Genomic DNA, 23,313 nt, shown 5'->3' on the forward strand with positions numbered 1-23,313 from the left:
CAGCAGGAGATGCAGCGCCAGCAGCAGCAACGGCAGATAGGGGACCAGCAGCGAGGGCAGCAAGCGGTGCAACAGCAACAGGAGAGGCAGCGCCAGCAGCAGGAACGGCAGATGGGAGACCAGCAGCGGGCGCAGCAGGCGATGCAACAGCAGCAGGAGATGCAGCGCCAGCAGCAAGAGCGGCAGATGGGTGAGCAGCAGCGTGCCCAGCAGGCGATGCAACAGCAGCAGGAGATGCAGCGCCAGCAGCAGCAACGGCAGATCGGTGAGCAGCAGCGCGCCCAGCAGGCAATGCAACAGCAGCAGGAGATGCAGCGCCAGCAGCAGCAACGGCAGGTCGGCGAGCAGCAGCGCGCCCAGCAAGCGATGCAGCAGCAGGAAATGCAGCGCCAGCAGCAGGAACGGCAATTGGCCGACCAGCAGCGTGCCCAGCAGGCGATGCAACAGCAGCAGCAACGGCAGGTGCAGGAACAGCAGCGCCAGCAGCAGGCAATGCAGCAGCAGGCCATGCAGCGCCAGCAGCAGGAGCGGCAGATGCAGGAGCAGCAGCGGCAGCAACAGGAACAACAACGCCAGCAGCAGGCAATACAACAGCAACAACAGCAGCAACAACAGCAAGTCATGCAGCGGCAGCAGCAAGACCAGCAGCGCCAGCAGCAGGAGATGCAGCGCCAGCAGCAGGAGCATCAGCGCCAGCAGCAGGAACAGCAGCGGCGGCAGCAGGAGCTACAGCGTCAGCAGCAGCATGCGGCGGCGCAGCCGCAGCCAGTGCGGCAAGTGGCGATGCAGCAGCCTGATGCACAAGGGGGAGCCGGCAACCTGCCGCAGTACCGGGCCTGAGGCCCGCATCCGGTAGCGCAAAAAGACAAGCCCGCCACGGTACGCCGCGGCGGGCTCGCTGCCGGCGCCTGGCCCGAGCGCCGGTTCTCTCCTTTGCTTCGCGCGCTTACTTCGCCAGTTCCGACAGGCGCACCGGGGCAATCTTGCCGCCCTGCACCCAGCCCACCACGGTGTCGGCGACGGTGCCGCCCTTGGCGTCGAGGCTTTCGATCTCGTTGGGGTTGGCATCCTTGGCCAGCGTCTTCACCGCCTCCGGCATCCTGGCCCGGATCGCGGCTGCGTCGGAGGTGGTGCCCGCCAGCTTCATGGCGCCCGCCAGCGCGTACACCATGGTGTAGTTGAGCGACATCTCGGTAGTGGCGTCGCGGCCGTCGTGCAGTTTCTTGTATTTGCTGTTGTAGGTCTGCGCCGCCGGGCGGGCGTCGTTGGCCAGCGGCATCACGCCGATCGATCCTTCCAGCATGGCCAGGCCGTTGGTGACTTTGGCCATCTCGTCGAGCTTGGCCTGGTCCATCACGATAAAGCCACCCTTGAAGCCCAGTTCGCGCGCCTGCTTGACCACCAGCGCGGTCGGCTCGGACGGGCCGCCGACAAACATCACATCGGGTTTGTCGGCCAGCACGCGCGACACGCCGCTGTAGAAGTCGGTGGCCTTGGTATAGGACATCGGGTTGTTGGCCACCACCTTGCCGCCGGCGCCTTCCCATGCCGGCACGAAGGCTTGCACCCAGGCCTTGGCGTAGTCGTGGTCGGCCGGCGCCAGCGCCACGTTCTTGCCGTAGCGCTTCATCTGCGCCTTGATGAAGGGGTCGATATAGCCGGTGTATGCCGGCGGGATGCGGATGGTCAGCTTGTTGCCGGCGTCGGTGATGCGCGGCACGCTGGAGTAGGCCATCACCAGGAATTTCTCCTGCTCGTTGAAGGCTTGCAGGGCGAAGATGCCGCCGGAGTGCGGCACGAACACGGCGGGCGTCTTGTATTGCTGCACCAGGCGGCGCGCGTTGATGGCGGCTTCGGCGGGGGCGTATTTGTCGTCCAGCGAGACGACTTCCAGCTTGACCTTCTTGCCCTTGACTTCCAGGCCCGAGGCGTTGATTTCGTCTACTGCCATCTGGATGCCGGACAGGACGTTCTTGCCGTACAGGGCGGCGCCGCCGGACAGTGGGCCGGTGTAGCCGAGTTTGACGACTTCCTGGGCGAAGGTGGTGCCGGATGCCATCAGGGTGGCCACGGCGGTGGCGGCGAGGGGGAAGAAGCGGCGGATCATTTTGGTCTGCATTTGGCTGTCTCCTGATGTGTTTGTATTGGGTCTGACTGGAACGTGGAACGGCTTGACTTCAAATTCAACTTCAAAGGCTTAAAGTCAAAGGCGGTTTCACCCCCCTGCGGGGGGGCGACCTACTTTCTTGTCTTGCCAAGAAAGTAGGCAAAGAAGGCGCCCCATACGGCCTGGTACACCTTGACGGCTCGCTTCGCATCGCTTGGGGGGTGGCCCGGTTGGGCCACGAAAGCCGGCAGGCGCTATCCGCCGATGTACGCCTTCCGGATTCCTTCATCCTTTAGCAGCGTGTCGCGGTCGCCTTCCATCACAATGCGGCCGCTTTCGATCACGTAGGCGCGGTGGGCGATGCCCAGCGCGGCGTAGGCGTTCTGTTCGGCCAGCAGCACCGTGGTGCCGGCGCGGTTGATGCGCTGGATCACCTCGAACATCTGCTTGACCACCAGCGGCGCAAGGCCGAGCGAGGGCTCATCGAGCAGCAGCGTGCGCGGCCGGCCCATCAGCGCGCGGCCGAGCGCCACCATCTGCTGCTGGCCGCCTGAGAGGGAGCCGGCCGGGTCGTCCTTTTTCTGCCGCAGGATGGGGAACATCTCGAACACTTCTTCCAGCGAGCGTTTGATGCCTGCCGGGTCGCGCCGGTGCACGTAGGCGCCCAGTGTCAGGTTCTTCTGCACGCTCATGGCGGGAAACAGCTTGCGGCCTTCCGGGCAATGCACCAGCCCGGCCTGCACGATCTGCGAGGGCTTCATGCCGGCAAGTTCGCGGCCGTCGAAGCGCATGCTGCCGCCATGGGTGCGCTGAATGCCGCTGAGCGCCAGGAAGATCGAGCTTTTGCCGGCGCCGTTGGCGCCCAGCAGCACCACCAGCTCGCCGGCACTGGCGTTCAGCGTGATGTTGTCCAGGGCGCGGAAACTGCCGTAGGAAAGCGAAACGCGTTCAAGCTGCAACATGGTCGGCTCCCAGGTAGGCTTCGATGACCTGCGGATCGCGCTGGATCTGCGCCGGCGTGCCTTCGGCGACTTTCTCGCCGTAATTGAGCACCATGATCTTGTCGGCCAGCCGCATGATCATGTCCATCTTGTGTTCGATCAGGCAGACCGTCTTGCCGTGGCGGACCATCTTTCGGATCAGCTCGGCCAGGCCTACGGTCTCCTCCGGATTGACGCCGCCGGCGGGCTCGTCGAGCAGCAGCAGTTCGGCATCGGTGGCCAGCGCCAGCGCAAAGGCCACGCGCTTGCGTTCCTCCTGCGTGATGTCCGCGGCCACTTCATGCGCGAGGTGCGTGAGGCCGACGAAGTCCAGTGCCTCCTCGGCCTTGGCGCGGCACAGGCGTTCTTCCTCGCGCAGCCGGCGCGTGTTGAAGATCACGTCGGCAAGGCCCGAGTGCGTGCGCAGCCGGTGGCCCACGATCAGGTTGTCCAGCACGGTGGCGCGGTCGAACAGGTGCGTGGCCTGGAAGGTGCGCGCCACGCCGAGCCGGGCGATCTGGTCGGCGCGCAGGCCCGCCACGTCCTGCCCCTTGAGCAGGATTTGCCCGGAGCTGGGCGCGTGGGTGCCGGCGATCAGGTTGAAGAAGGTGGTCTTGCCGGCGCCGTTGGGGCCGATGATGGCGTTGATATGGCCGGTCTCGAAGGTGATCGAAACATCGTGCACGGCGGTCAGTCCGCCGAATTTCCTGGTCAGGTTGCGAATCTCAAGCATGGTCGGCCCCTGCGTTGGCGGCATTTGCGGCGTTGGCATTCGGGTTGGCGACGACGGGCGCGCCGGCTGGTTGCGCGCGGCTCTTGCCGCCGCGCCGCGCGGCGGCGGCGCGGCGCGCCTGGCGTTTCGCCCACGAGCCCACGATGCCGTCCGGCACGAAGATGATCAGCAGGATCAGCACCGGCCCGAACACCAGCATGCGGTAGTCCTGCAGGAACTGCAGCGTCTGCGTGACCCACGGTACCAGCACCGCGCCCAGCAGCGGCCCCAGCAGCGTGCCGGTGCCGCCCACCAGCATCGCCATTACCATGTCGAAGGTGAGGTCGGTGCGCGCGATATCGGGTCCGAGAAAGCGCACCTGGCCCGCGTACAGCGCGCCGGCAAAGCCGGCATAGCCCACCGACAGCACGAAGGAAAGCACCTTGGTGCGCATCAGGTTGATGCCGAGCGCCTCGGCCAGCGCGTCGCTGTTGCGCACCGCCATGAAGCTGCGGCCCAGCAGCGAGGTCACGATGCGGTGCATCAGGAAAGTGCCCGCCACCAGGAAGAACAGCACCAGGTAGTACTGCGCCTGCACGTTGTCGAATACCAGCGGCCCCACCGACGCCGGCACCGGGATGCCGATCAGGCCAACGGTGCCATGCGTGAGGCTTTCCCATTTTTCGATCAGCAGGTAGATGATGTAGCCGATGCACAGCGTGAAGATCGAGAAGTAATGCCCCTTCAGGCGCAGCGACACCACGCCGACCAGGTAGCCCACCGCCATGCACACCACGCCGGACAGCACGAACGCGCCCCAGAACGGCACCTGGTGGTCCACGGTGAGAATGCCCAGCGTATAGGCGCCGATCGCCATGAAGCCGCCGTGCGCCAGGTTGAGCTGGCCGGTATAGCCCGTGATCAGGTTCAGCCCCAGCGTGGCGATGGCGTAGATGAAGGCCAGCGTCATCACCGTCAGGTAGTAACTGTTGGGCGTAACCAGCGGGAACACGATGGCCAGCGCCAGCAATAGCGCCCAGCCGGTCTTGCCTTGCAATGCTTTGCTCATGGTGCGCTCCTTATGCGGCCTTGCTTGCAAACAGGCCTTGGGGCCGGATCGACAGGATGGCCACCAGCAGCACGAAGGCGATGATGTCCTTGTAGTCGGTCGAGACATAGAAGCCGCCGAAGCTCTCGGCCATGCCGATGATCAGCCCGCCGACGATGGCGCCGGGAATGCTGCCCATGCCGCCGAGGATGATGATGACGAAGGCCTTGGTGATGACCAGGTTGCCCATGCTCGGATAGACCAGGTTGATTGGCGCGTACAGCGTGGCGGCAATCGCGGCGAGCGCGCCGGAGATGGCGAACACCAGCAGCGTGACGCGGGTGGCGTCGATGCCGACCAGCGCCGCGCCTTCGCGGTTCTGCGCCATCGCCACGATGGTGGAGCCGGTCACGGTACGCGTCAGGAACAGGTGCAGCAGCACCATCAGCCCGAATGCCGCGGCGATGATCAGCAGCCGTTGCGCCGGCGCGGTCAGGCCCAGCACCTCCACCATCTGGCCGTAGGGCGTGGGCATGCGATGGAAGTCCGCGCCCCACAGTGCCTGCGCGCCGGCCTCCAGGAACAGCATGATGCCGATGGCGGCGATCATGTCGTGCAGCTCGGGCGCGTTGCGCAGCGGATGGAACACCAGCCGGTCGGCCAGCATCGACAGCGCCGCCACCGCGATGGCGGCAGCGCCCATCGCCAGCCAGTAGTTCACGCCAAGCGACGTCATCATGTAGTACGAGACGTAGGCGCCTGCCATGTAGAAGGCGCCATGCGCGAAATTGGGCACGTGCAGGATGCCGTAGACCAGCGTCAGGCCCAGCGCCACCAGGCTGTACACGCCGCCCAGCGTCAGGCCGTTCAGGACTTGTTGAAGAAACAATGTCACGGGCTTACCTCATGCGACTTTTGCAAACACGAACGAAGGCACGCAAGCCGCGGCGCGGGCTGCGTGGAAGTGGCGGCGCCGCGCGCTAAAGCCGGGGCCGCTTGATCAAGCTGGGGCGGGAATCAGCCGCGAGGCGGTGCGGCTTGTTGAAAGGCGTGCTGCATGCGTTGTCTCCTGTGCGATGCGGAATGGCCTGCTCAGGCAGGCCCCGGGTGCCGGTGTCGTCGTGTACCGTGAAGCGTGCCACGCATGTCGCTGTAGTCACGTTCCAGCACGATCGTTCGTTTTCATTGACTGTTGCATACGGCCTGAGGCACAGTCAAGAAATACGGAATTGTCTTCCGCACAGCGAAATAGCCGGCGCGCCTCTGTCCACAGCCTTTCATGGCGGCCACAGGCACGTTCTTCACCAGCCGTTGCCCAGCGTCCTCGCCACGTATGAAACGCACCTCGTCGATTCCGCATTTGCCCGCCGACGCGCCGCTTGCTGCCGTCGCCGCCGTCGATGCGCCGCCCCGTGCGGCGGCGCAGGACACCGACCGAGACGACCGCAATTTCGTCACCGCGCTGGCGCGCGGGCTTGACCTGCTGCGCGCCTTCGGCCCGCACGACGATTACCTGGGCAATGCCGAACTGGCACGCCGCGCCGGCATTCCACGTCCCACCGTTTCGCGCCTGACCTACACGCTCACCAGCCTGGGCTACCTGATCTATTCCGCCTCGCTGGAGAAGTACCGGCTCGGCCAGGGCGCGATGGTGCTCGGGCAGCGCTACCTGGCCGGCTCGGGCATCCGCGAGATCGCGCAGCCGCTGATGCAGTCGCTTGCGTTTGCCACCGATTGCACGGTCGCGCTGGCGACATCGGACCGCCACGAGATGGTCTACCTCGAGGTATGCCAGCCGCGCGGCGCGCTGGTCATGCGGCTGGCGCCGGGCTCGCGCTTGCCCACCGCCACTTCCGCCATCGGGCGGGCCTGGCTCGCCGGGCTTGAGCCGGCGCGGCGCGCCGCCGTGATGGCTGACCTGGAGCGCCACTATGGAGCGCGCTGGCCAGCCATCCGCATCAAGCTTGAGCGCGCGCTGCGAGATTACGCCAGGCGTGGTTTCTGTCTGGCGCATGCCGAGTGGGACCGCACCGTGAGCGGCGCGGCGGCGCCGGTGGTGCTCGAAGACGGCGCGGAAGTGCTGGCCATCAATATCGGCGGCGCGGCTACCCGGCTCACGCCGGAAATCCTCGACGGCAACCTGGGCCCGCGCATCCGCGAACTGGCGGATGCGCTGCAGGCTCGCTTGTGGCAGGGGCGCGGATAGCATCGCCACCACCGTCGCGTATCGCATTCTCGCGGCCCAAGGGCCGCACATCTAGCTGGCAATGCAGACATAGCAAACAAAGGAGACAAAGATGGAGATTCGCAACAAGACCGTGGTGGTGACCGGCGCGGCGACCGGTATCGGACGCGCGCTGGCACTGGCCTTTGCCGCCGGCGGCGCGCGTGGCGTGGCCGTGGCCGACCTGGATGCGAAGGGCGCGCAAGAGGTGGCCGCCGAGCTGGCCAAGGCCAGCCCTGATTGCCAGGTGTTCGCGCAACAGGTCGACGTGGCCGATGCTGCCGCGGTGCAGGCGCTGGCCGACGAAGCCACGCAGCGCTTCGGCCAGATCGACGTGTTCTGCTCCAACGCCGGCATCATCCTGCGCAAGGGTCTCGAGGCCAGCGCCGAGGAGTGGCAGCGCATCTGGGAGATCAACGTGATGGCCCACATCCACGCCGCGCGCGCGGTGCTGCCGCAGATGCTGGCGCGTGGCGATGGCTATTTCGTCAACACCRTATCGGCCGCCGGGCTGCTGTCGCAGATCGGCTCGGCGCCGTATGCCGTGACCAAGCACGCTGCCATCGGCTTTGCCGAATGGCTGTCGATCACTTATGGCGATCGCGGCATCAAGGTCAGCTGCATCTGCCCGCAGGGCGTGCAGACGCGCATGCTGTTCGGCGAGGACGGCGATCGCAAGGGCTTCCTGCAGGCGGGCTCGGTCACGCCCGAGCATGTGGCGCAGGTCACGCTGGAAGGGGTGAAGGACGAACGCTTCCTCATCTTGCCGCATCCGGAAGTGCTCGAGTACTACCAGCGCAAGGGACAGGATTACGATCGGTGGCTAAAGGGAATGCGCCGCCTGCACGATAAAGTGATGGCGGAGTTCGGTGGCACGGTGGTGTGAGTGTGGCGTGAAATCCGCGCCATAGCATCATGCTGAGCCAACGCCGCCGCCGGACAGGCACGAGTTGTCGCGCCCGTCCGGCGGCGGCTTGCGGGACAATCTCTGGTACCAAAAAAACAAATCAAGTCATCGGGAGACATACCATGCGCATCACCTCTTTCGCAGCGGCCGTGCTGGCCACCTGCGCCGCATTCGCCGTGCCATCGGCCCAGGCCGACACCTATCCCTCCAAGCCGATCCGGATGGTGGTGGGTTTCCCTAGCGGCGGCGCGCCCGACATCCTGGCGCGCATCTTCTCGGAGAAGATTTCCCCATCCTGGGGGCAACCGGTGGTGGTGGACAACAAGCCCGGCGCCGGCGGCAACATCGGCGCCGAAGCCGTGGCGCATGCCGCGCCCGATGGCTACACGCTGGCGCTCGGCACCGTGGGCACGCACTCCATCAACGGTGCGCTCTACAGCAAGATGCCATATGACATGGTCAAGGATTTCGCGCCGGTGATCCTGGTCGCGTCGACGCCGAACGTGCTGGTGGTCAACCCCTCCGTGCCGGCCAAGAACGTGGCCGAGCTGATCGCGCTGGCGAAGGCCAAGCCGGGCAGCCTCACCTTCGGCACGCCGGGTGTCGGCACCTCGCCGCACGTGGCGGGCGAAATGTTCAACTCGCTGGCCGGGGTGAAGCTCACCCATGTTCCCTATAAAGGCCGTGCCATGGCGATTCCTGATCTGCTCGGCGGCCATATCTCCATGATGTTCGACAACCTGCCTTCGGCGCTGCCGGTGATCAAGGAAGGCAAGGTGCGGGCGTTAGGGGTGACCAGTGCCAAGCGCTCGCCGTCGGCACCGGATATTCCTACGCTGGCGGAGCAGGGGTTGCAGGGGTTTGACGCGGATTCGTGGTTTGCGATTTTCGCGCCGGCGAATACGCCTAAGGATGTGGTTGCCAAGCTGAATGCCGAGTTGAATCGGATTTATCAGTTGCCGGATGTGCAGGCCAAGTTGAAGACGCTTGGGTTGGATCCTATTCTTGGGACTCCGGAGAAATTGGCTGGTTTTCAGCGGGCGGAGATTGCTAAGTGGGCGAAGGTGGTGAGGGATTCGGGGGCTAAGGCGGATTGAGTTCTTCTTGGGGGGAGTGTTTTCGGCGTTGGTTTTTGGACCCAACAGCGTACGACATTCCCCCTGCGGGGGGACGCCGGTCACTCTTCTTTGCTTCGGCAAAGAAGACTAACGAGAAGAAAGCCGACCCTGCCGGGAGCAGAGCCATCAGACTCTTCAACTGCGTTGATTGCGTCGTGCGGGTGGTGGCTTCGGCTGGCATGTCCTACCGGCTTCAACGGCTGCTCCCCTGCGTACCACACGGGTTTCGTGGTGCGGCCCCTAGTGGCGGGYGCCGCGCCCATTCGGCCATCTGCCGTTCGCGATGCAACGGGCCACGATTCTTCGAGCCCAACTGGTTTCGTGGTTTTGTCTCTGGCGGAACGCGCGGTGATTGTTCGATCCCTGCCGTTCGCAGGGGGCGGCGCCGCGCAACTTCGCAATGATGCGTTTCGTGGTGGGCGCGGTGGCCCACGCTCAGTCCCCTGCGGCCTCGTTCATGGATTGGTCGAGAACCGCACAACACCGTCGCCAGATCCTTCCGTGTTCGCTGACCGGGCCACGGCGCCACCACGAAACGAAGACGGCCGTATGCAGTCACGGCTAGCGCCGGTACGGCAGGGTGTCAATTGGCAGGGTATTTGCCGTCAGAGACAAAACCACGAAACCAGCAAGGTACGAAATGCCGTGGCCCGTTGCCCCGCGAACGGCAGATGGCCGAATGGGCAGGGCGCTCACTATCAGGGGCCGCACCACGAAAGCACTGGGTAATGCTATTGCGCTGCCCTTCGAGTCGGTAAGGCAGGCCAGCCAAGACCTTGTGCCTGACGACGAAACCACCAACGCGCAATAGCCTGATTGCTCTGCCCCCGGCAGGGTCGGCTTTCTTCTCGTTAGTCTTCTTTGCCGAAGCAAAGAAGAGTGACCGGCGTCCCCCGCAGGGGGATGTCGTACGCTGTTGGGTCCAAAAACCAACGCCGAAAAACGAGGCCACGGGCGATTGAGCGCGGGCCACCGTGCCCACCACGAAACCCATCATTGCGAAGTTACGCGGCGCCGCTCCCTGCGAACGGCAGGGACCGAACAATCACCGCGCGTGCCGCCAGAGCCAAAACCACGAAACCACCGGGCAATGGCATTACGCTACCCTTTGAGCCGGTAAGGCACGCCAGCCGACACCTGGGCCGCACGACGCAATCAACGCCGTTGAAGAGCCTGATGGCTCTGCCCCCGGCAGGGTCGGCATTCTTCCCGAACGCTGTTGGGTCCAAAAACCAACGCCGAAAACAAGACCCCTCAAGCAATGTCCCAATTCAAAACTCAAAGATCCGCATCAACCGCCCCCCGCACCGGCGCCGCAGTCCCCGTACCCCCCCGCAACCGACTAAAACTAACCCCCGCCCCAATCCCCGCAACAACCGCCGCCACACAAAGCGCCACCCGCGCAGCGCCACCCTGATCGATGCTGAACAACAACGCCAGCACGGCAGTCCCCGTAGTCTGCCCAAGCAACCGAGTAGTCGCCTGCGCACCGCTGGCGCCACCGCTGCGTGCGGGCGGCGTCGCCCCGATCATGGCCCGGTTGTTAGGCGACTGGAACAAACCGAACCCCAGCCCGCACATCGCCATGCGCCAGCACACGGCAAAGCTTGAAGCATCCGGCCCGAGCAGCGCCAGCCCCACCAGCCCCGAGCCCAGCAACGTCAGCCCGATGCCAGCCAGAACGCTGGCGGGATACCGGTCGGACAAGCGCCCCGACAGCGGCGCCATGATGGCCACCATCAACGGCCACGGCGTGATCAGCAGCCCGGTTTCATGCAGCGAGCGGCCAAGCTGGTATTCCAGGTAGAAGGGCAGTGCGACAAAGGACAGCATCTGCGCCATGAAGGAGCAGAAGGACGTACCCACCGCCAGCGTGAATGAGCGGCTGGCGAACAGGTCCACCGGCACCAGCGGCGCCGGCTTGCCGCGTTGCATGCGCACCAGCCACCAACCCAGCGTGGCAGCCACCACCAGCGCGGCCGCCGCGGCAGGCCGCCAGGCGGCATGGCCTGCGCCGTCCACACCCAGGATGAACAAGGCGAACACCACGGCCGATAGCAGCGCGCTGCGATAGTCGAAGCCATGCGGCTGGGGCGGCGTTGCGGGCAGCGCCGTGCGCGCCAGCGCCAGCGCGAAGATCGCCACCGGCACATTGACGGCGAACAGCCACGGCCAGCTGGCGAAGGACAGGATCAGCGCGCCCACCGAAGGGCCCACGGCGATGGTGATACCCACCACGAGCGCATTCAGGCCAATGCCACGGCCGAGTTTGGTGGGCGGGTAGATAAAGCGCACCAGCGCCGTATTTACGCTCATGATGCCGGCCCCGCCGATGCCCTGCACCACCCGCGCAGCCACCAGCACCGGCAGGCTTGGCGAGAGCGCACACAACAGCGAACCCACCAGGAAGACCGCCAGGCCGATGCGGTACACGCGCTTGTAGCCAAGGATGTCGCCCAGCGAGGACAGCGGCAGCAGGCACACCGTGACGGTGAGCTGGTAGGCGTTGACCACCCAGATGGTGCTGGATGGGTCCGACGCTAGCTCGCGCGAGATCGACGGCAACGCGATATTGGCGATCGAGCCGTCGAGCACAGCCATGATGAGGCCGCAGAACACGGTGAGGATGGCCCAGTTTCGTTGGGGATGGGGTAGGCCTTGGTGTGGCTGCATGGGAGGAGGGCGGGGGGTGAGGAGAGGCGGGAGCGTTGCTTAAGATGCTTGACGACACAATTATCGTCGCGTGCGGCGGCGCTCGCAAACTATCGGATTGTGTTAAGGCGGGCGCGGTGGTGTTGTTTTTTTGGTGCCCGCGGCGGTCGAGGGCCTGGCCCGCCGCTTTGCGTGGAAGCGGGGCGTGGGCGATGTTCAGCGTTTCCCTGAGAAATAAGGCAAAAAACCCGCCATCCTCTTCAAAACGCGCCAGCGGCCCGACGCTATGATCCCCTGCACGATGTCCCGGAACCGAGGTCGCGAGATGCCCCTCGGCAGGGGATGCATGCGTTTTCCGGACAGCCAATAGCCATGTCAACACCAACCAACGAGGGCCGCCGGCAGCCAGTCCCCGCCAGTCTCGACCCCGTCGACTGGAGCGGGCTCAGGGCGCAGGGTCACAGCATGCTCGACGATATGCTGGATTATCTCCAGGGCATTCGCGAGCGGCCGGTCTGGCAGCCGATTCCCGACGCGGTGCGCGGGCGCTTTCGCGAGCCCTTGCCCCGGCAAGGAAGCGGGCTGGACCAGGTTCACCGGACCTTCATGGACAGTATCCTGCCGTTTGCCGTCGGCAATGCGCATCCCGGCTTCATGGGCTGGGTGCATGGCGGGGGAACGCCCGTCGGGATGCTGGCGGAAATGCTCGCGGCGGGGCTCAATGCCAACCTGGGTGGCCGCGACCATATCCCGGTCGAGGTCGAGTGGCAGGTGCTGCGCTGGGTGATCGAGCTGTTCGGCTTCCCGCAGGATGCGAGCGGCCTGTTCCTGACCGGCTCCTCCATGGCCAATCTGTCCGGCGTGCTGGTCGCCAGGACCCGGGCGCTCGGCAGTGGCGTCCGGTCGGGCGGCGTGGCGCAAGCTTCGCGCCGCCTGAGTGCTTATACCTCGGCCAGGGCGCATGGCTGCATCGCGCAGGGCATGGACCTCGCCGGCCTGGGAAAAGACAACCTGCGATCGATTCCCGTTGACGATCTGGGGCGCATGGATATGGCATGTCTCGAGGCGGCCATTGCCGTCGATCGCGCTGCCGGCTTTACGCCATTTCTCGTCGTCGGCACTGCCGGCACCGTGGATACGGGTGCCATCGACGACCTGGCAGCGATCGCGCGCATTGCCCGCCGGGAGCAACTGCATTTTCATGTCGACGGTGCCTTCGGCGCCCTGGCCATGCTGTGCCCGCAATTGGCCCCGCGCCTGCGCGGAATCGAGCAGGCAGACTCGATCGCCTTTGATTTCCACAAATGGCTGCAAGTCCCCTATGACGCCGGCTTCCTTGTGGTCCGGGACCGGCAATTGCACTTGCGCACCTTTGCGACGCACGAAGGCACCTATCTCAGCCGCGGCGAGCGCGGCATGGCGGCCGGTTCGCCCTGGCCTTGCGATTTCGGGCCGGACCTCTCGCGCGGCTTTCGCGCGTTGAAGACCTGGTTCACGATCAAGGTCTACGGTACCGAGCGCCTGGGCGGCATGATCGCCCATACCTGCGCGCTCGCGCAAGAACTCGCGCGGCGCATCGATGCCGAGCCGGAACTGGAAATGCTGGCGCCGCTATCCCTCAATATCGTTTGCTTCCGCTTCATCGGCACCGGGCTTGCGCACGGCGCCATCGAACAGGTCAACCGCGATCTCGTCGTCGCCCTGCAGGAATCCGGCGTGGCCGCGCCGTCATCGACCGTGCTCGATGGCCGCTTCGCGATCCGGGTTGCCCTTTTCAATCATCGCAGCACCGAGCAGGACATTGATGTCCTGCTCGGTGCCACCCTTGCGCTCGGCCGGTCGCTGAGTGCACCGTTATCCATTCCCGAAGCCAGCGACTTGCCACAATGAATGCAATCCATGACCGCGTGACCCAGGCGCCGGGCCCGGATACCCTGATCGGTCTGCGCTACCTGCTGCGGGCGGCCCACCAGAATGAGGATCTGCGCCCGCTTGGCGCGGAACTGATCAAGCATCTGGAGTCGCATCCGGACGACGCGAACGCACTGATGGATCTCTCGCTGGTCCTGCAACTGATTGGCGATCATGCGCTCGCCATGACTGTCCAGGCCGAGGCGCTGCAGACGCGGCAGCTTTATCATCTGCCGACCTTGCGCGGTGATGGCGTTGGCCTGCGCGTGCTGGCCGTCATGGTGTCGGGCGATCTGATGGCCAACACCCCGATCGAATGCCTGCTGGGCAACTCCGACGTGGCGGTCGACGCACTGTATGTCACACCGGAAAACCCGCTGCCGCAGGCCGTGCCGGAGCACGATGTGCTCTTTATCGGAGTTGGCGAATCCGACCGTACCCAGCCCGTGCTGGAGCAGTTGCGCGCACTCGCGGCCATCTGGCCGCGCCCAGTGCTGAACATGCCGGATCGCCTGCAACTGCTGTCGCGGGACACGGCTGCGTCGATACTGGCGTCGGCTCCGGGCATCTGCATGCCGCCGACCCGGCGCGTGGATCGCCAGGTACTGGCGAGTGTCGCCAGTGGGCAGGCAGCGATCTCGTCGGTGCTGGGCGAGGGCAGTTTCCCGATCATCGTCAGGCCCCTTGGTTCGCATGCCGGCAAGGGACTGGAGAAAATAGCCGACGCGGCCGAACTCGCCGGCTACCTGGCGCACAGCCAGGAGCCTGCGTTCTACGTCTCTTACTTCATCGACTACCGGAACGCGGACGGCCAGTACCGGAAATACCGGCTTGTACTGATCGAAGGGCGCCCGTACGTCTGCCACGTCGGCATCTCCGAGCACTGGATGATTCACTATCTCAATGCCGGCATGGCGGAGAGCGCGGCCAAGCGGGATGAAGAAGCGGCGATCATGCGCGACTTCGACCACACCTTCGCGCTGCGTCACAAGGATGCACTCGCGCTGATTCAGGAGCGGCTGGGCCTTGACTATGTCGGCCTGGATTGCGCCGAGACGCCGGATGGCGAGTTGCTGGTGTTCGAGGCGGACACGGCCATGGTCGTGCACGATATCGATCCGGTCGATCTTTTTCCCTACAAGCAGCCGCAGATGCACAAGATCTTCGCTGCGTTCAGGACCATGCTGATCAACGCCAGCCATGCCGACCATGCCGACCGACCGCACGCTCCCGATGCCGCTGCCATCGACGGCTGACCTGCTGGTGAGCGGCGGGGATCATCGCATCGCGCTGGACCCCGTCACTGGCCGGAACAAGTATGGTTGCCAGCCATGCGCTTCACCGGGGCTGGTTGCCTTTGGCTCGTCCACTTCCTCGGGGATCTCGCCGGCGGCGTTCGCCGTGGCGGACGGACTTCGCGGCCGGCTGGCCGGCGGGCTGGCGCACCAGCCCGCAGCCGAGTTGTATCGCCGCGAGTTGGAGCGGTTGCGCGGCGAGTTGCTGGCATTGTGCGGCATCGATCATGCCCTTGACCCCGGGCTCGTCTTCTCGGCGTCGGGCACCGATGTGCATTTGCTTGCGGCGCAGGTGGCGGCGAGATTGTCGGGGGATGGCGGCGCCAGTGGCGTCCCGGTCCGGCCCCTGGTGATCCTGGCCGGCGAGGCCGAGAGCGGCAGCGGCGTGCCCGCGGCGCTGACCGGGCGGCACTTCAGCACGTATAACGCGCTGGGCCGTATCACCATCCCGGGCGAATCCCTTGGCCGGGCCTGCGCCAGCGACATCCTCAATGTGCCGATTCGTCACGCCGATGGCAGTCTCCGGGATGCCGACGTGGTCGACGTGGAAATCGAAGCGCTCGTCAGCCAGGCCGTGCATGACGGACGTCATGTGCTGTTGGTGCTGATCGATGTCTCCAAGACCGGATGCATTGCGCCAAGCATCTCGTGCGTGATGCGCCTGCACCGCCGCTGGCCATCGGCGGTGCAGGTTCTCGTCGACGCCTGCCAGTTCCGCATCGAGCCGGGCACCATCCAGGCGTATCTGCGCAACGGCTTCATGATTGCGCTGACCGGTTCCAAGTTCGTGGCAGGGCCATCGTTTTCCGGCGCCCTGCTGCTGCCGGCAGTGGCCGGCGAGACGCTGCGCCAGCGGGGCATCCCTGCGGAACTCCGCCTCTACTCTGCTCGCGAGGAGTGGCCCCGCGACTGGCCATGCGCGCAATCCCTTGGATCGCATGCGAATTTTGGCTTGCTGCTGCGCTGGCAGGCCGCGGTCCATGAGTTGCGCGAGTTCCGCGCGGTGCCAGCCCCGCAAGTCGAGGGCATTCTGCGGCGCTTCGCCAATGCCATCCGGCAAAGGCTGAGCCGCGATCCGGCTTTTTCCATCCTGGATGTACCGGCGCTGGACCGCACGGCGCTGAACATCCTGTCGAACTGGGACGATATTCAGACCATTTACCCCTTCCTGCTGTATCGGTCGGCTTCGCATGGCGGCAAGACTGCGCTCAGCCGCGACGAAACGGCTGGAATCTATCATCGGCTGCAAGGGCCGGGGCGCGGCGCCGACGCTCTGGCCTATCACATCGGTCAGCCGGTCGACTGTGGTCACAGGGCGGGTATCCCTGTCAGCGCCTTGCGACTGTGCATGAGTGCCAGGCTGGTGGTTCAGGCCGCGCGCGACCCCGGTCAGGAAATGGGCGTTATCAGACAGGCCATGTCCTGTCTGGATACGGTCGCAGCATTGGTTCGCACCCCACCATCCTCGCTCAGTGGCACCACAGTGCTGGATGCGGCATTTTCATAAGCCCCGGGCGGTAGCCTGTCGGTTTTTCCGCCTGGCTGGCGCCGGCAGCGCCGGGCTGCTTCATGCACTGGTGCGCGGCAGGCATGGTCATGGTTCCATCGGGTTCCATCGCCGCGGCATGATCCCAGGCTCGTGCCCGCGGAGGATGCCAGCCCAGGTCGTGGGTCGTCGCCTCCGTCATCATCATGGCATCGATTGCGACTTAAAAGGTATATGGCTTTAATCGTTGGTTCTTATAATATTTTTTAATAAGGTTTAAAGTAATTAATATGCCGGGAGACGAAAAAAGCACACCTTTCTTCCCGGTATGCATGGTGGATGAGACGACTGAGTTTTTTAATAGGAATTCGTACCGAGATGATCACTCGGTTGAGCCAATTTTCGGTTTCGCGGCTTGCCCGCGACTCGGGGATTACCCAATTTCCACTTCAGAATAATGCTGGCCTACTGTGCCGACGGGGAGTGCGTGTCACGCGGCCTATCGGTCGCAGCGCGGTGAACTTGCGGACCGGCCGGCATCCGGTAGCCAGGCACCAGGAAATGGAGGCGTAGGCTGTGTCAGCTGAGCGATCCGTAATCTATCTAGTCGACGACGATGAAATTGTGCTCTGGACATACCATGAGTTGCTCCGTGGTCTTGGCGCAGACATAAGGCAGTTTGTTTCCTCTCGCGAGTTTGTCGAATCGTACCGACCGGCTCCGGTTGAATGCCTGGTTTGCGATCTGCGCATGCCGGGGATGTGCGGCCTGCAGGTGCAGGGCGCGCTGGCAGGCATGGGCGTTTTTCCGCCAACCATCTTTGTCTCCGCTTACTCCGAGGTCGCTTCGGTGGTCAAGGCGATCAAGGCGGGCGCGCTCGATTTCCTGGAGAAGCCGGTCGATGGCGCAATGCTGGTACAAAAAGTGCGCGGCGCGCTGGAGCGCAGCCGCCAGATGTACGAACAGAGGCTGGCTTCGGCCGACAAACGCACGCGGCTTGCACTCCTGACCCCGAAGGAGCGAGTCGTTGCCTGGCACGTCACGACCGGCAAGACCAGCAAAGCGATTGCCACGGAACTGGGGATCAGCGCCCGTACCGTGGAAAATCACCGGGCGCGCCTGATGGAGAAACTGCAAGTCAAATCCGCAATTGAATTGACAACGCTGTTTCTTGATTGATCCATCCTGCCGGGACGCCAATAAAAAGTGACGAAGACCAGAAATCAAGGTCGCGTTATCTGCCGCCACCGGGCCGGAACGCCGCCGTCGTTTTACAAGCCGCGAACCGTCGCAGGAAATCATGATGAAGCGCTACTTCAGGAGTCTGCGAGGGACGGGCGGTAGGGAAACCCGCCTGAATTTCATCATGACGGCGGTCGCCGTCGTATTGCTGCTGGTCTTGAGCCACGAGGTGCTCGGGGGCCTTGAAAAGCAATTTCATCGGAGCGCCGAAAGCCGCCTGAAAGGCGTGCTTCAGGCGATATCGGACCTGAACCGGACCATGGGAGAGGATTCGGCGGGGCGGGTCGGGACCATTGCCGAGAACCCTGCCCTGATAAAACTGGTGAAACGTATCCTGGCCAATCCCGGCAGCGCGGATTTGCTGACTGAATTCGATCAGTGGATTCTGCCGATCTACAGGAGCCGGGGCTTCGACGGCTATGCCCTGATCAGGCCGGACCAAACCATTGTCGCGGCGAGCAGCCCGTACTATGTCAACTTCTCGAATCTGACCGAGCAGACAAAACGCACGTTGCGGGGGGCGCAGGAACTTGGATTTGCCATCTCGCGGCCCACTGTCTCGACGCTGCCGCTCATGGTCCAGGGCGTCGAGAAGCCGGCCGGGATGTTCTATCAGCTTGCGTGCGCACGCATCAATGCGGATGGACGGATCGTCGGCTACCTGTGCCTGCGCGTCGATCCCTACGTGGGACTATTCAAGATTCTCAAGGCGGGCCGGATAGGCGAAACGGGCGAGGCTTACGCGATCGATTCCTCCGCGCGCATTCTCTCCCCGACCCGCGCCTCGGAGCGCCAGGCGGCGCCGGATCGTCCGCGGCAAGATGTCGCCGGGCCGCTGTGGGCGAGAGTGCCCGGCAAGCAGCCTGCCGGCGATGCGCTGGCGCGGGGCGGCGCTGGCGACGCTCCGACCAAACTTGCGTCGCAGCTGCTGGCGAATAGAGGCGAGGAAGCGGTGGCCGCCGATGGCTATGACGGCTATGACGGGCACAAGGTCATCGGGGCTGGTCGATGGCTGGATAGCCAGGACATGGGGCTGGTCGTCGAGCTACACGTTGACGAAGCCTATCAATCGTACTTCCTGGTCCGGACGGCGATCGTGAGCCTTACCGCGATTGCGATCGGGCTGATCCTCGCGCTGGCGGCGTTCCAGTGGCGCGCGCGCCGCAGTGTGTGCGAGAACGAGGAGCGCATGCGCGCATTCCGCGAGAACGTGCCGACCGGGCTGGCCTACAAGAACCTCAAGGGCGTGGGCATCATGGCCAATCGCGCTTACGAGCAAGCCATCGGGGTGCCGCACGGCGCTGCCGTGGGATGCTGCGACTGGGACATCATCCCGAATCGCCGTATCGCGGAGATCAGCCGCGATATGCACGAACTGGTACTGGCCAGCGGAACCTCCCAAAGCCAGGTGCATACGACCAGTCCTCGTTACGGGTATGAACGTATCTTCCGCGTGGTCAAGTTCCCGGTGCGCGCGCCGGACGATGCGGGCATCATCGGCGTCGGTACCGTGGTCGCGGATATCACCGAGCAGGAGCGCACCCGGCAGGCCCTGGAACTGCTTACCAACACGCTGGAAGCTCGCGTCGAGGAGCGAACTCTGCAGCTGACGGTAGCCCGCGAGGCGGCTGAATCGGCTGCGCGGGTCAAGGCGAAGTTCCTGGCCAATATGAGCCACGAGATCAGGACGCCGCTGAATGCCATCATCGGTATGTCGCATCTGGCGCTGAACAGGGAGTGCGACGACAAGCTGGATCGCTATCTGGCGCGCATCAGCGCATCCGCCGGGCACTTGCTGGGGATCGTCAACGATATCCTGGATTTCTCGAAGATCGAGGCGGAAATGCTCACCGTCGACGCGCGCGAGTTCTACCTGTCCGAACTGCTGGACCGTGTCACTGGCCTGTTCTGGGAAACGGCGGAAGCGAAAGGCGTCATGATGTCCATTTCCACGTCCCCCGCGATTCCGCTTCGGCTTGTCGGCGATCCATTGCGGGTCGGGCAGATCCTGATCAATTTCCTGAGCAATGCGTTGAAGTTCACGGATCGCGGCGAGGTCTCCCTGCGAGTCAGGGAGACGCTCGTCCGCGACAGCCATATCGGCTTGTGTTTCGAGGTCGAGGACACGGGCGTAGGCATCGCGCCGGAACAGTTGCCGCAGCTGTTCACGCCGTTCCAGCAACTGGATAGCGCGATGAACCGCCGCTTTGAAGGCACGGGGCTAGGGCTTGCGATCTGCAAGAAGCTGGCGGAACTCATGGGCGGGCGTGTCCTTGCGCGGAGCCAGGCCGGCGTGGGAAGTACCTTCTCGTTCGAGGTATCGCTGGAGATTGCGGGAGCGGACCGGGCGGCCGGTGCGGGCTCCGGGCGTTCGCATACGGATACGGCGCCATCGGATGGCCGCTCGCTCGCCGGGCCGGCGTGGCAGGCATTGCACGGGCGCACGGTCTTGCTGGTCGAGGACAACCCGATCAATCAGGAGGTTGCGCGCGGTCTTCTCGAACTGGTGGGCATGGACGTGCATGTTGCCTGCGACGGTCCGCGGGCGCTGGCGACGCTCAAGGAGCACGCATTCGATATCGTGCTGATGGACATCCATATGCCGGGCATGGACGGCATAGAGACCACCGGCGCGATTCGCCACGGCCTGGGGCTGCAGGCCCTGCCGGTGCTGGCGCTGACGGCCGACGCGATGTCGGCTGACCGCATCCGCTGCATCGAGGGCGGGATGAACGATCATATTTCAAAGCCGATCGACGCAGAGGCGATGTTCCGCACCATTGCGGCATGGCTACCGCCCGTGGCTAAACCAGGGGGCGCGGATCGCGGTCAGGCAGGCGCGGGGACAAGGATGGATGTGGCGGCGCAGACGAGTCCCCCTGCGTCAGCGGTGGTGAAAGCCCTGAAGGGCGTACCGGGCCTGGACGCCGCTGCGGGGATCAAGCTCTTGTTCGGTCGCGAGGATCTCTATGTCAATCTGGCCAGGCGCGTATGCGCCGAACGCTCGGACGTGGTAACGCGGATCCATGAGGCCATCGGGGGCGGCGATTTTGGCCGGGCATGCCTGCATGCCCATGGCATGCAGGCCATCCTCGGCATGCTTGGGGCGGCGGAGCTCGCGCGGGCATGCATGGAGCTGGACCGTGCCTTGCGGGATGGCAAGGCGGATGCCGTGGCGCTCTCCACGCTGGGCCTGGACTTCCCGGCGCTGATCGCCAACATGCGCTCGGCGTGTGCCGTGGGCGCGGTATAAAAAAATCCAGAGCCAGCCCGGTGCATGAATCTGGCACTTCATCTGCAAGGGGGGGGACACGGGGAGTGCTGTTTCCCTGCAAGAATCGGCCATGCTGCTAATCCTCACGCGCAAGGCGGGCTCTGGACCGGAAAGCGTGGTGCCGGCCATCACATCAGTCGCTGGAACTGCCAACGATTCAGCGGCGTTCCGCGCCGACCGGGGCAGCACACAGGTCGAGTCCGGCGGACAGGAACCTGAGCGTGCGCAGTTCAATCTGGGTGAATACGCCGTTGATCGTCACCCATGGGTAGCGGACACCAGACACCGTATGCTCGAAAGCGATCAACGTCGCATCGCTGTCGATTGCGCACACGAAGCGCCGGACGCCGATGTCGGGATGCCGGACCTCATAGCGCGCGCGATGTTCAAGCCGGAACTCGCTCCGGCCTTCGCGGATCACTCTCGATATGGCATGCCCCGGCACGTCGGGCGCCAGACTGTTGAGAATGCGGCTTAACCAGTCGTCGTATTCCAGCGCGGTTTCCCCGCTGCCCACCGCCATCGTCCACTGGTCGATGCGCAAGGTATGGCGAGCAGATTGCTGATGAGATTCCATGCCTCATGATGGCTCGGCGACGGCTGCCGCGAAAGAGTAGAAGTACTCAGATCGCCGAGCCTGTATTCGCATCCGTTGCCGGGGGCGTCGGGGGAGTAGCGGAGAGGGGGAGTATTTTTACTCTTTTCGATTCTGCGAGACCCGATGACAATGCCGCCGGTGCTTCGATCCAGCGAAAGACGGACCTTGATGTCTGCGGGAATTCGCTGTTGGTCGGGCACCATGCCGGCGCGCCGTCTGGCGGCGCCGGCAATGCGGACACGTCTTCCGACGTAGCCGGCGAGCATTGAAATGATTGCGGGGTGTCAGCGTCAATGCCATGCGACCGTTGTCCGTCCCTCTTGGAAAGCCCACTTCGGTGGGCTTTTTTTCTTGTCGCTGGCGCGCGGCGCCGGCAGGTCGCCGTGCGCGCGGGCTCGGCGCGGGCTCGGTGCGGGCTCGGGTTAACGGCCGGCAGGGCCAATACTTGAGCCCTCCGCAAGTGGGGCTGAATTGCGGCGCAATACAACCGTTATGGCAAGCAGGGGCTGGGATGCCCCTTGCTTTGTTGCGTCCCGGGCCGGGCGCGCGCGGACATCGCCTGCCCGGCAAATATCCCTATCTGACTCTCCCATGCGCCCAGACAATCCCGACGCACAGCCCACGATTCTGGTGGTGGACGATGTTCCGGAGAACATCGCGATGATGGCCGCGTTGCTGCAGGATCGCTATCGGGTGAAGGTGGCGACTTCCGGCGGCGTGGCGGTGCGCATCGCGTCGGCAGCGCCGCCAAGCCTGATCCTGCTCGATGTGATGATGCCCGACATGGACGGCTACGAGGTGTGCCGGCAGCTCAAGGCGAATCCGGCCACCATGGACGTGCCGGTGATCTTCCTCACTTCCCGCACCGGCGAGCACGACGAGACGCGCGGGTTCCAGGTTGGCGCCGTGGACTACATCATGAAGCCGCTCAGCCCGCTGGTGATGCACGCCAGGATCGCCACCCATCTCACGCTCAAGAACGCCAGGGATTTCCTGCGGGACAAGTCGGCCTACCTGGAGCAGGAGGTACAGCGGCGGATGCGGGAGATATCCATGATCCAGGATGTCACCATCATGGCCATGGCATCGCTGGCGGAGACGCGCGACAACGAAACCGGCAACCATCTGCGGCGTACCCAGCACTATGTGCGGCGGCTGGCGCAGGCGTTGCAGCACCACCCGCGTTTCAGCGAGGAACTCAACGACGAGACCATCGCGTTGCTGTTCAAGTCGGCACCGCTCCACGACATCGGCAAGGTGGGCATCCCGGACCGCATCCTGCTCAAGCCAGGCAAGCTGACCGCCGAAGAGTTCGAGATCATGAAGACCCACACCATCCTCGGGCGGGATGCCATCGCGCAAGCCGAGGCCCAGTGCGGCGCTCCCAACTCCTTCCTGCGCTACGCGCGGGAGATTGCGCACTATCACCAGGAGAAGTGGGATGGCAGCGGCTACCCGGAAGGGTTGTCGGGAGATGCGATTCCGGTGTCCGCGCGCCTCATGGCGGTTGCCGACGTATACGATGCGCTGATCAGCCGGAGGGTCTACAAGCCGGCGTTCCCGCACGAGCAGGCGGTGCGCATGATCGGCGAAGGCCGCGGCCGTCATTTCGATCCGGACATGGTCGATGCGTTCCTGGCGATCGCCCATGAGTTCCACGCCATTTCGCAACGCTACGCCGATACCGACGCGGACCATGCGCGCGAGGCGGAGCTGCTGGCCGCCAACGGTTATTCAGCCGCGACCCCTGGAGAATGAT

General features: G+C 64.6%; 18 protein-coding genes. 10 read left to right on the top strand and 8 right to left on the bottom strand.

The window, feature by feature from the left end:
* On the bottom strand, positions 1-687 hold a 687-nt coding region (locus tag AC1DN0_RS14430; RefSeq protein WP_477145805.1), incomplete at its 3' end, for a hypothetical protein.
* Here AC1DN0_RS14430 and AC1DN0_RS14435 point away from each other — a divergent pair.
* Positions 664-840 carry a hypothetical protein gene (locus AC1DN0_RS14435; RefSeq protein WP_441637546.1) on the top strand — a complete coding sequence of 59 codons (177 nt, stop codon included), beginning with the start codon at positions 664-666 and terminating at the stop codon, positions 838-840. The genes AC1DN0_RS14430 and AC1DN0_RS14435 overlap by 24 nt on opposite strands.
* Positions 841-946: 106 nt before the next feature.
* Here the strand turns inward: AC1DN0_RS14435 and AC1DN0_RS14440 are convergent, their stop codons facing one another.
* The 5 genes from AC1DN0_RS14440 to AC1DN0_RS14460 all read right to left on the bottom strand — a co-directional run bounded on the left by AC1DN0_RS14440 (position 947) and on the right by AC1DN0_RS14460 (position 5,742).
* Entirely contained in the window at positions 947-2,119 is a 1,173-nt protein-coding gene (locus AC1DN0_RS14440; RefSeq protein ID WP_441637548.1) for an ABC transporter substrate-binding protein, read from the bottom strand.
* Between the two features lie 242 nt (positions 2,120-2,361).
* A complete protein-coding gene (locus AC1DN0_RS14445; RefSeq protein ID WP_441637550.1) occupies positions 2,362-3,069 on the bottom strand; it encodes an ABC transporter ATP-binding protein in 708 nt (235 codons plus the stop codon).
* Positions 3,056-3,820, bottom strand: a complete 765-nt coding sequence (locus AC1DN0_RS14450; protein WP_441637552.1) for an ABC transporter ATP-binding protein — start codon at positions 3,818-3,820, stop codon at positions 3,056-3,058. Before AC1DN0_RS14450 ends, AC1DN0_RS14445 begins: the two co-directional genes overlap by 14 nt.
* Positions 3,813-4,868 (bottom strand): branched-chain amino acid ABC transporter permease, encoded by a 1,056-nt coding sequence (locus AC1DN0_RS14455; RefSeq protein ID WP_477103352.1) that lies wholly within the window; start codon positions 4,866-4,868, stop codon positions 3,813-3,815. The genes AC1DN0_RS14450 and AC1DN0_RS14455 overlap by 8 nt, the downstream gene beginning before the upstream one ends.
* Before the next feature lie 10 nt (positions 4,869-4,878).
* Complete coding sequence (locus AC1DN0_RS14460) at positions 4,879-5,742, bottom strand: branched-chain amino acid ABC transporter permease (protein WP_035864592.1); 864 nt, start codon at positions 5,740-5,742, stop codon at positions 4,879-4,881.
* 438 nt (positions 5,743-6,180) lie between these two features.
* On the opposite strand from AC1DN0_RS14460, the gene AC1DN0_RS14465 reads away from it, so the two are divergent.
* The 3 genes from AC1DN0_RS14465 (at position 6,181) to AC1DN0_RS14475 (ending at position 9,075) form a co-directional block, all read left to right on the top strand.
* Positions 6,181-7,053, top strand: coding sequence for an IclR family transcriptional regulator (locus AC1DN0_RS14465; protein WP_441633327.1), 873 nt, complete (start codon positions 6,181-6,183; stop codon positions 7,051-7,053).
* A 91-nt stretch (positions 7,054-7,144) separates the two neighbouring features.
* Positions 7,145-7,957, top strand: coding sequence for an SDR family oxidoreductase (locus AC1DN0_RS14470; RefSeq protein ID WP_477145806.1), 813 nt, complete (start codon positions 7,145-7,147; stop codon positions 7,955-7,957).
* A 143-nt stretch (positions 7,958-8,100) separates the two neighbouring features.
* Positions 8,101-9,075: a Bug family tripartite tricarboxylate transporter substrate binding protein gene (locus AC1DN0_RS14475; RefSeq protein WP_441633382.1), complete on the top strand. Its 975-nt coding sequence runs from the start codon at positions 8,101-8,103 to the stop codon at positions 9,073-9,075.
* A gap of 1,299 nt (positions 9,076-10,374) precedes the next feature.
* On the opposite strand, the gene AC1DN0_RS14480 is transcribed toward AC1DN0_RS14475, so the two are convergent.
* Positions 10,375-11,769 carry an MFS transporter gene (locus AC1DN0_RS14480; protein ID WP_441633331.1) on the bottom strand — a complete coding sequence of 465 codons (1,395 nt, stop codon included), beginning with the start codon at positions 11,767-11,769 and terminating at the stop codon, positions 10,375-10,377.
* A gap of 351 nt (positions 11,770-12,120) precedes the next feature.
* Between AC1DN0_RS14480 and AC1DN0_RS14485 the strand changes: the two genes are divergently transcribed.
* The 5 genes from AC1DN0_RS14485 to AC1DN0_RS14505 all read left to right on the top strand — a co-directional run bounded on the left by AC1DN0_RS14485 (position 12,121) and on the right by AC1DN0_RS14505 (position 20,935).
* A complete protein-coding gene (locus AC1DN0_RS14485) occupies positions 12,121-13,638 on the top strand; it encodes a pyridoxal phosphate-dependent decarboxylase family protein (RefSeq protein ID WP_441633333.1) in 1,518 nt (505 codons plus the stop codon).
* Complete coding sequence (locus AC1DN0_RS14490) at positions 13,635-14,915, top strand: ATP-grasp domain-containing protein (RefSeq protein ID WP_441633335.1); 1,281 nt, start codon at positions 13,635-13,637, stop codon at positions 14,913-14,915. Before AC1DN0_RS14485 ends, AC1DN0_RS14490 begins: the two co-directional genes overlap by 4 nt.
* Entirely contained in the window at positions 14,860-16,461 is a 1,602-nt protein-coding gene (locus tag AC1DN0_RS14495) for a hypothetical protein (protein WP_441633337.1), read from the top strand. Before AC1DN0_RS14490 ends, AC1DN0_RS14495 begins: the two co-directional genes overlap by 56 nt.
* Before the next feature lie 555 nt (positions 16,462-17,016).
* Positions 17,017-17,619 carry a response regulator transcription factor gene (locus AC1DN0_RS14500; protein WP_441633339.1) on the top strand — a complete coding sequence of 201 codons (603 nt, stop codon included), beginning with the start codon at positions 17,017-17,019 and terminating at the stop codon, positions 17,617-17,619.
* 121 nt (positions 17,620-17,740) lie between these two features.
* Positions 17,741-20,935 carry an ATP-binding protein gene (locus AC1DN0_RS14505; protein WP_441633341.1) on the top strand — a complete coding sequence of 1,065 codons (3,195 nt, stop codon included), beginning with the start codon at positions 17,741-17,743 and terminating at the stop codon, positions 20,933-20,935.
* Positions 20,936-21,113: 178 nt separating this feature from the next.
* Here AC1DN0_RS14505 and AC1DN0_RS14510 read toward each other — a convergent pair whose 3' ends face one another.
* A complete protein-coding gene (locus AC1DN0_RS14510) occupies positions 21,114-21,533 on the bottom strand; it encodes a hypothetical protein (RefSeq protein WP_441633342.1) in 420 nt (139 codons plus the stop codon).
* A 612-nt stretch (positions 21,534-22,145) separates the two neighbouring features.
* On the opposite strand from AC1DN0_RS14510, the gene AC1DN0_RS14515 reads away from it, so the two are divergent.
* Positions 22,146-23,312 (top strand): response regulator, encoded by a 1,167-nt coding sequence (locus AC1DN0_RS14515; protein ID WP_441633344.1) that lies wholly within the window; start codon positions 22,146-22,148, stop codon positions 23,310-23,312.
* Position 23,313: the final 1 nt, after the last annotated feature.

The sequence above is a fragment of the Cupriavidus sp. 05N39 genome (assembly GCF_056397325.1).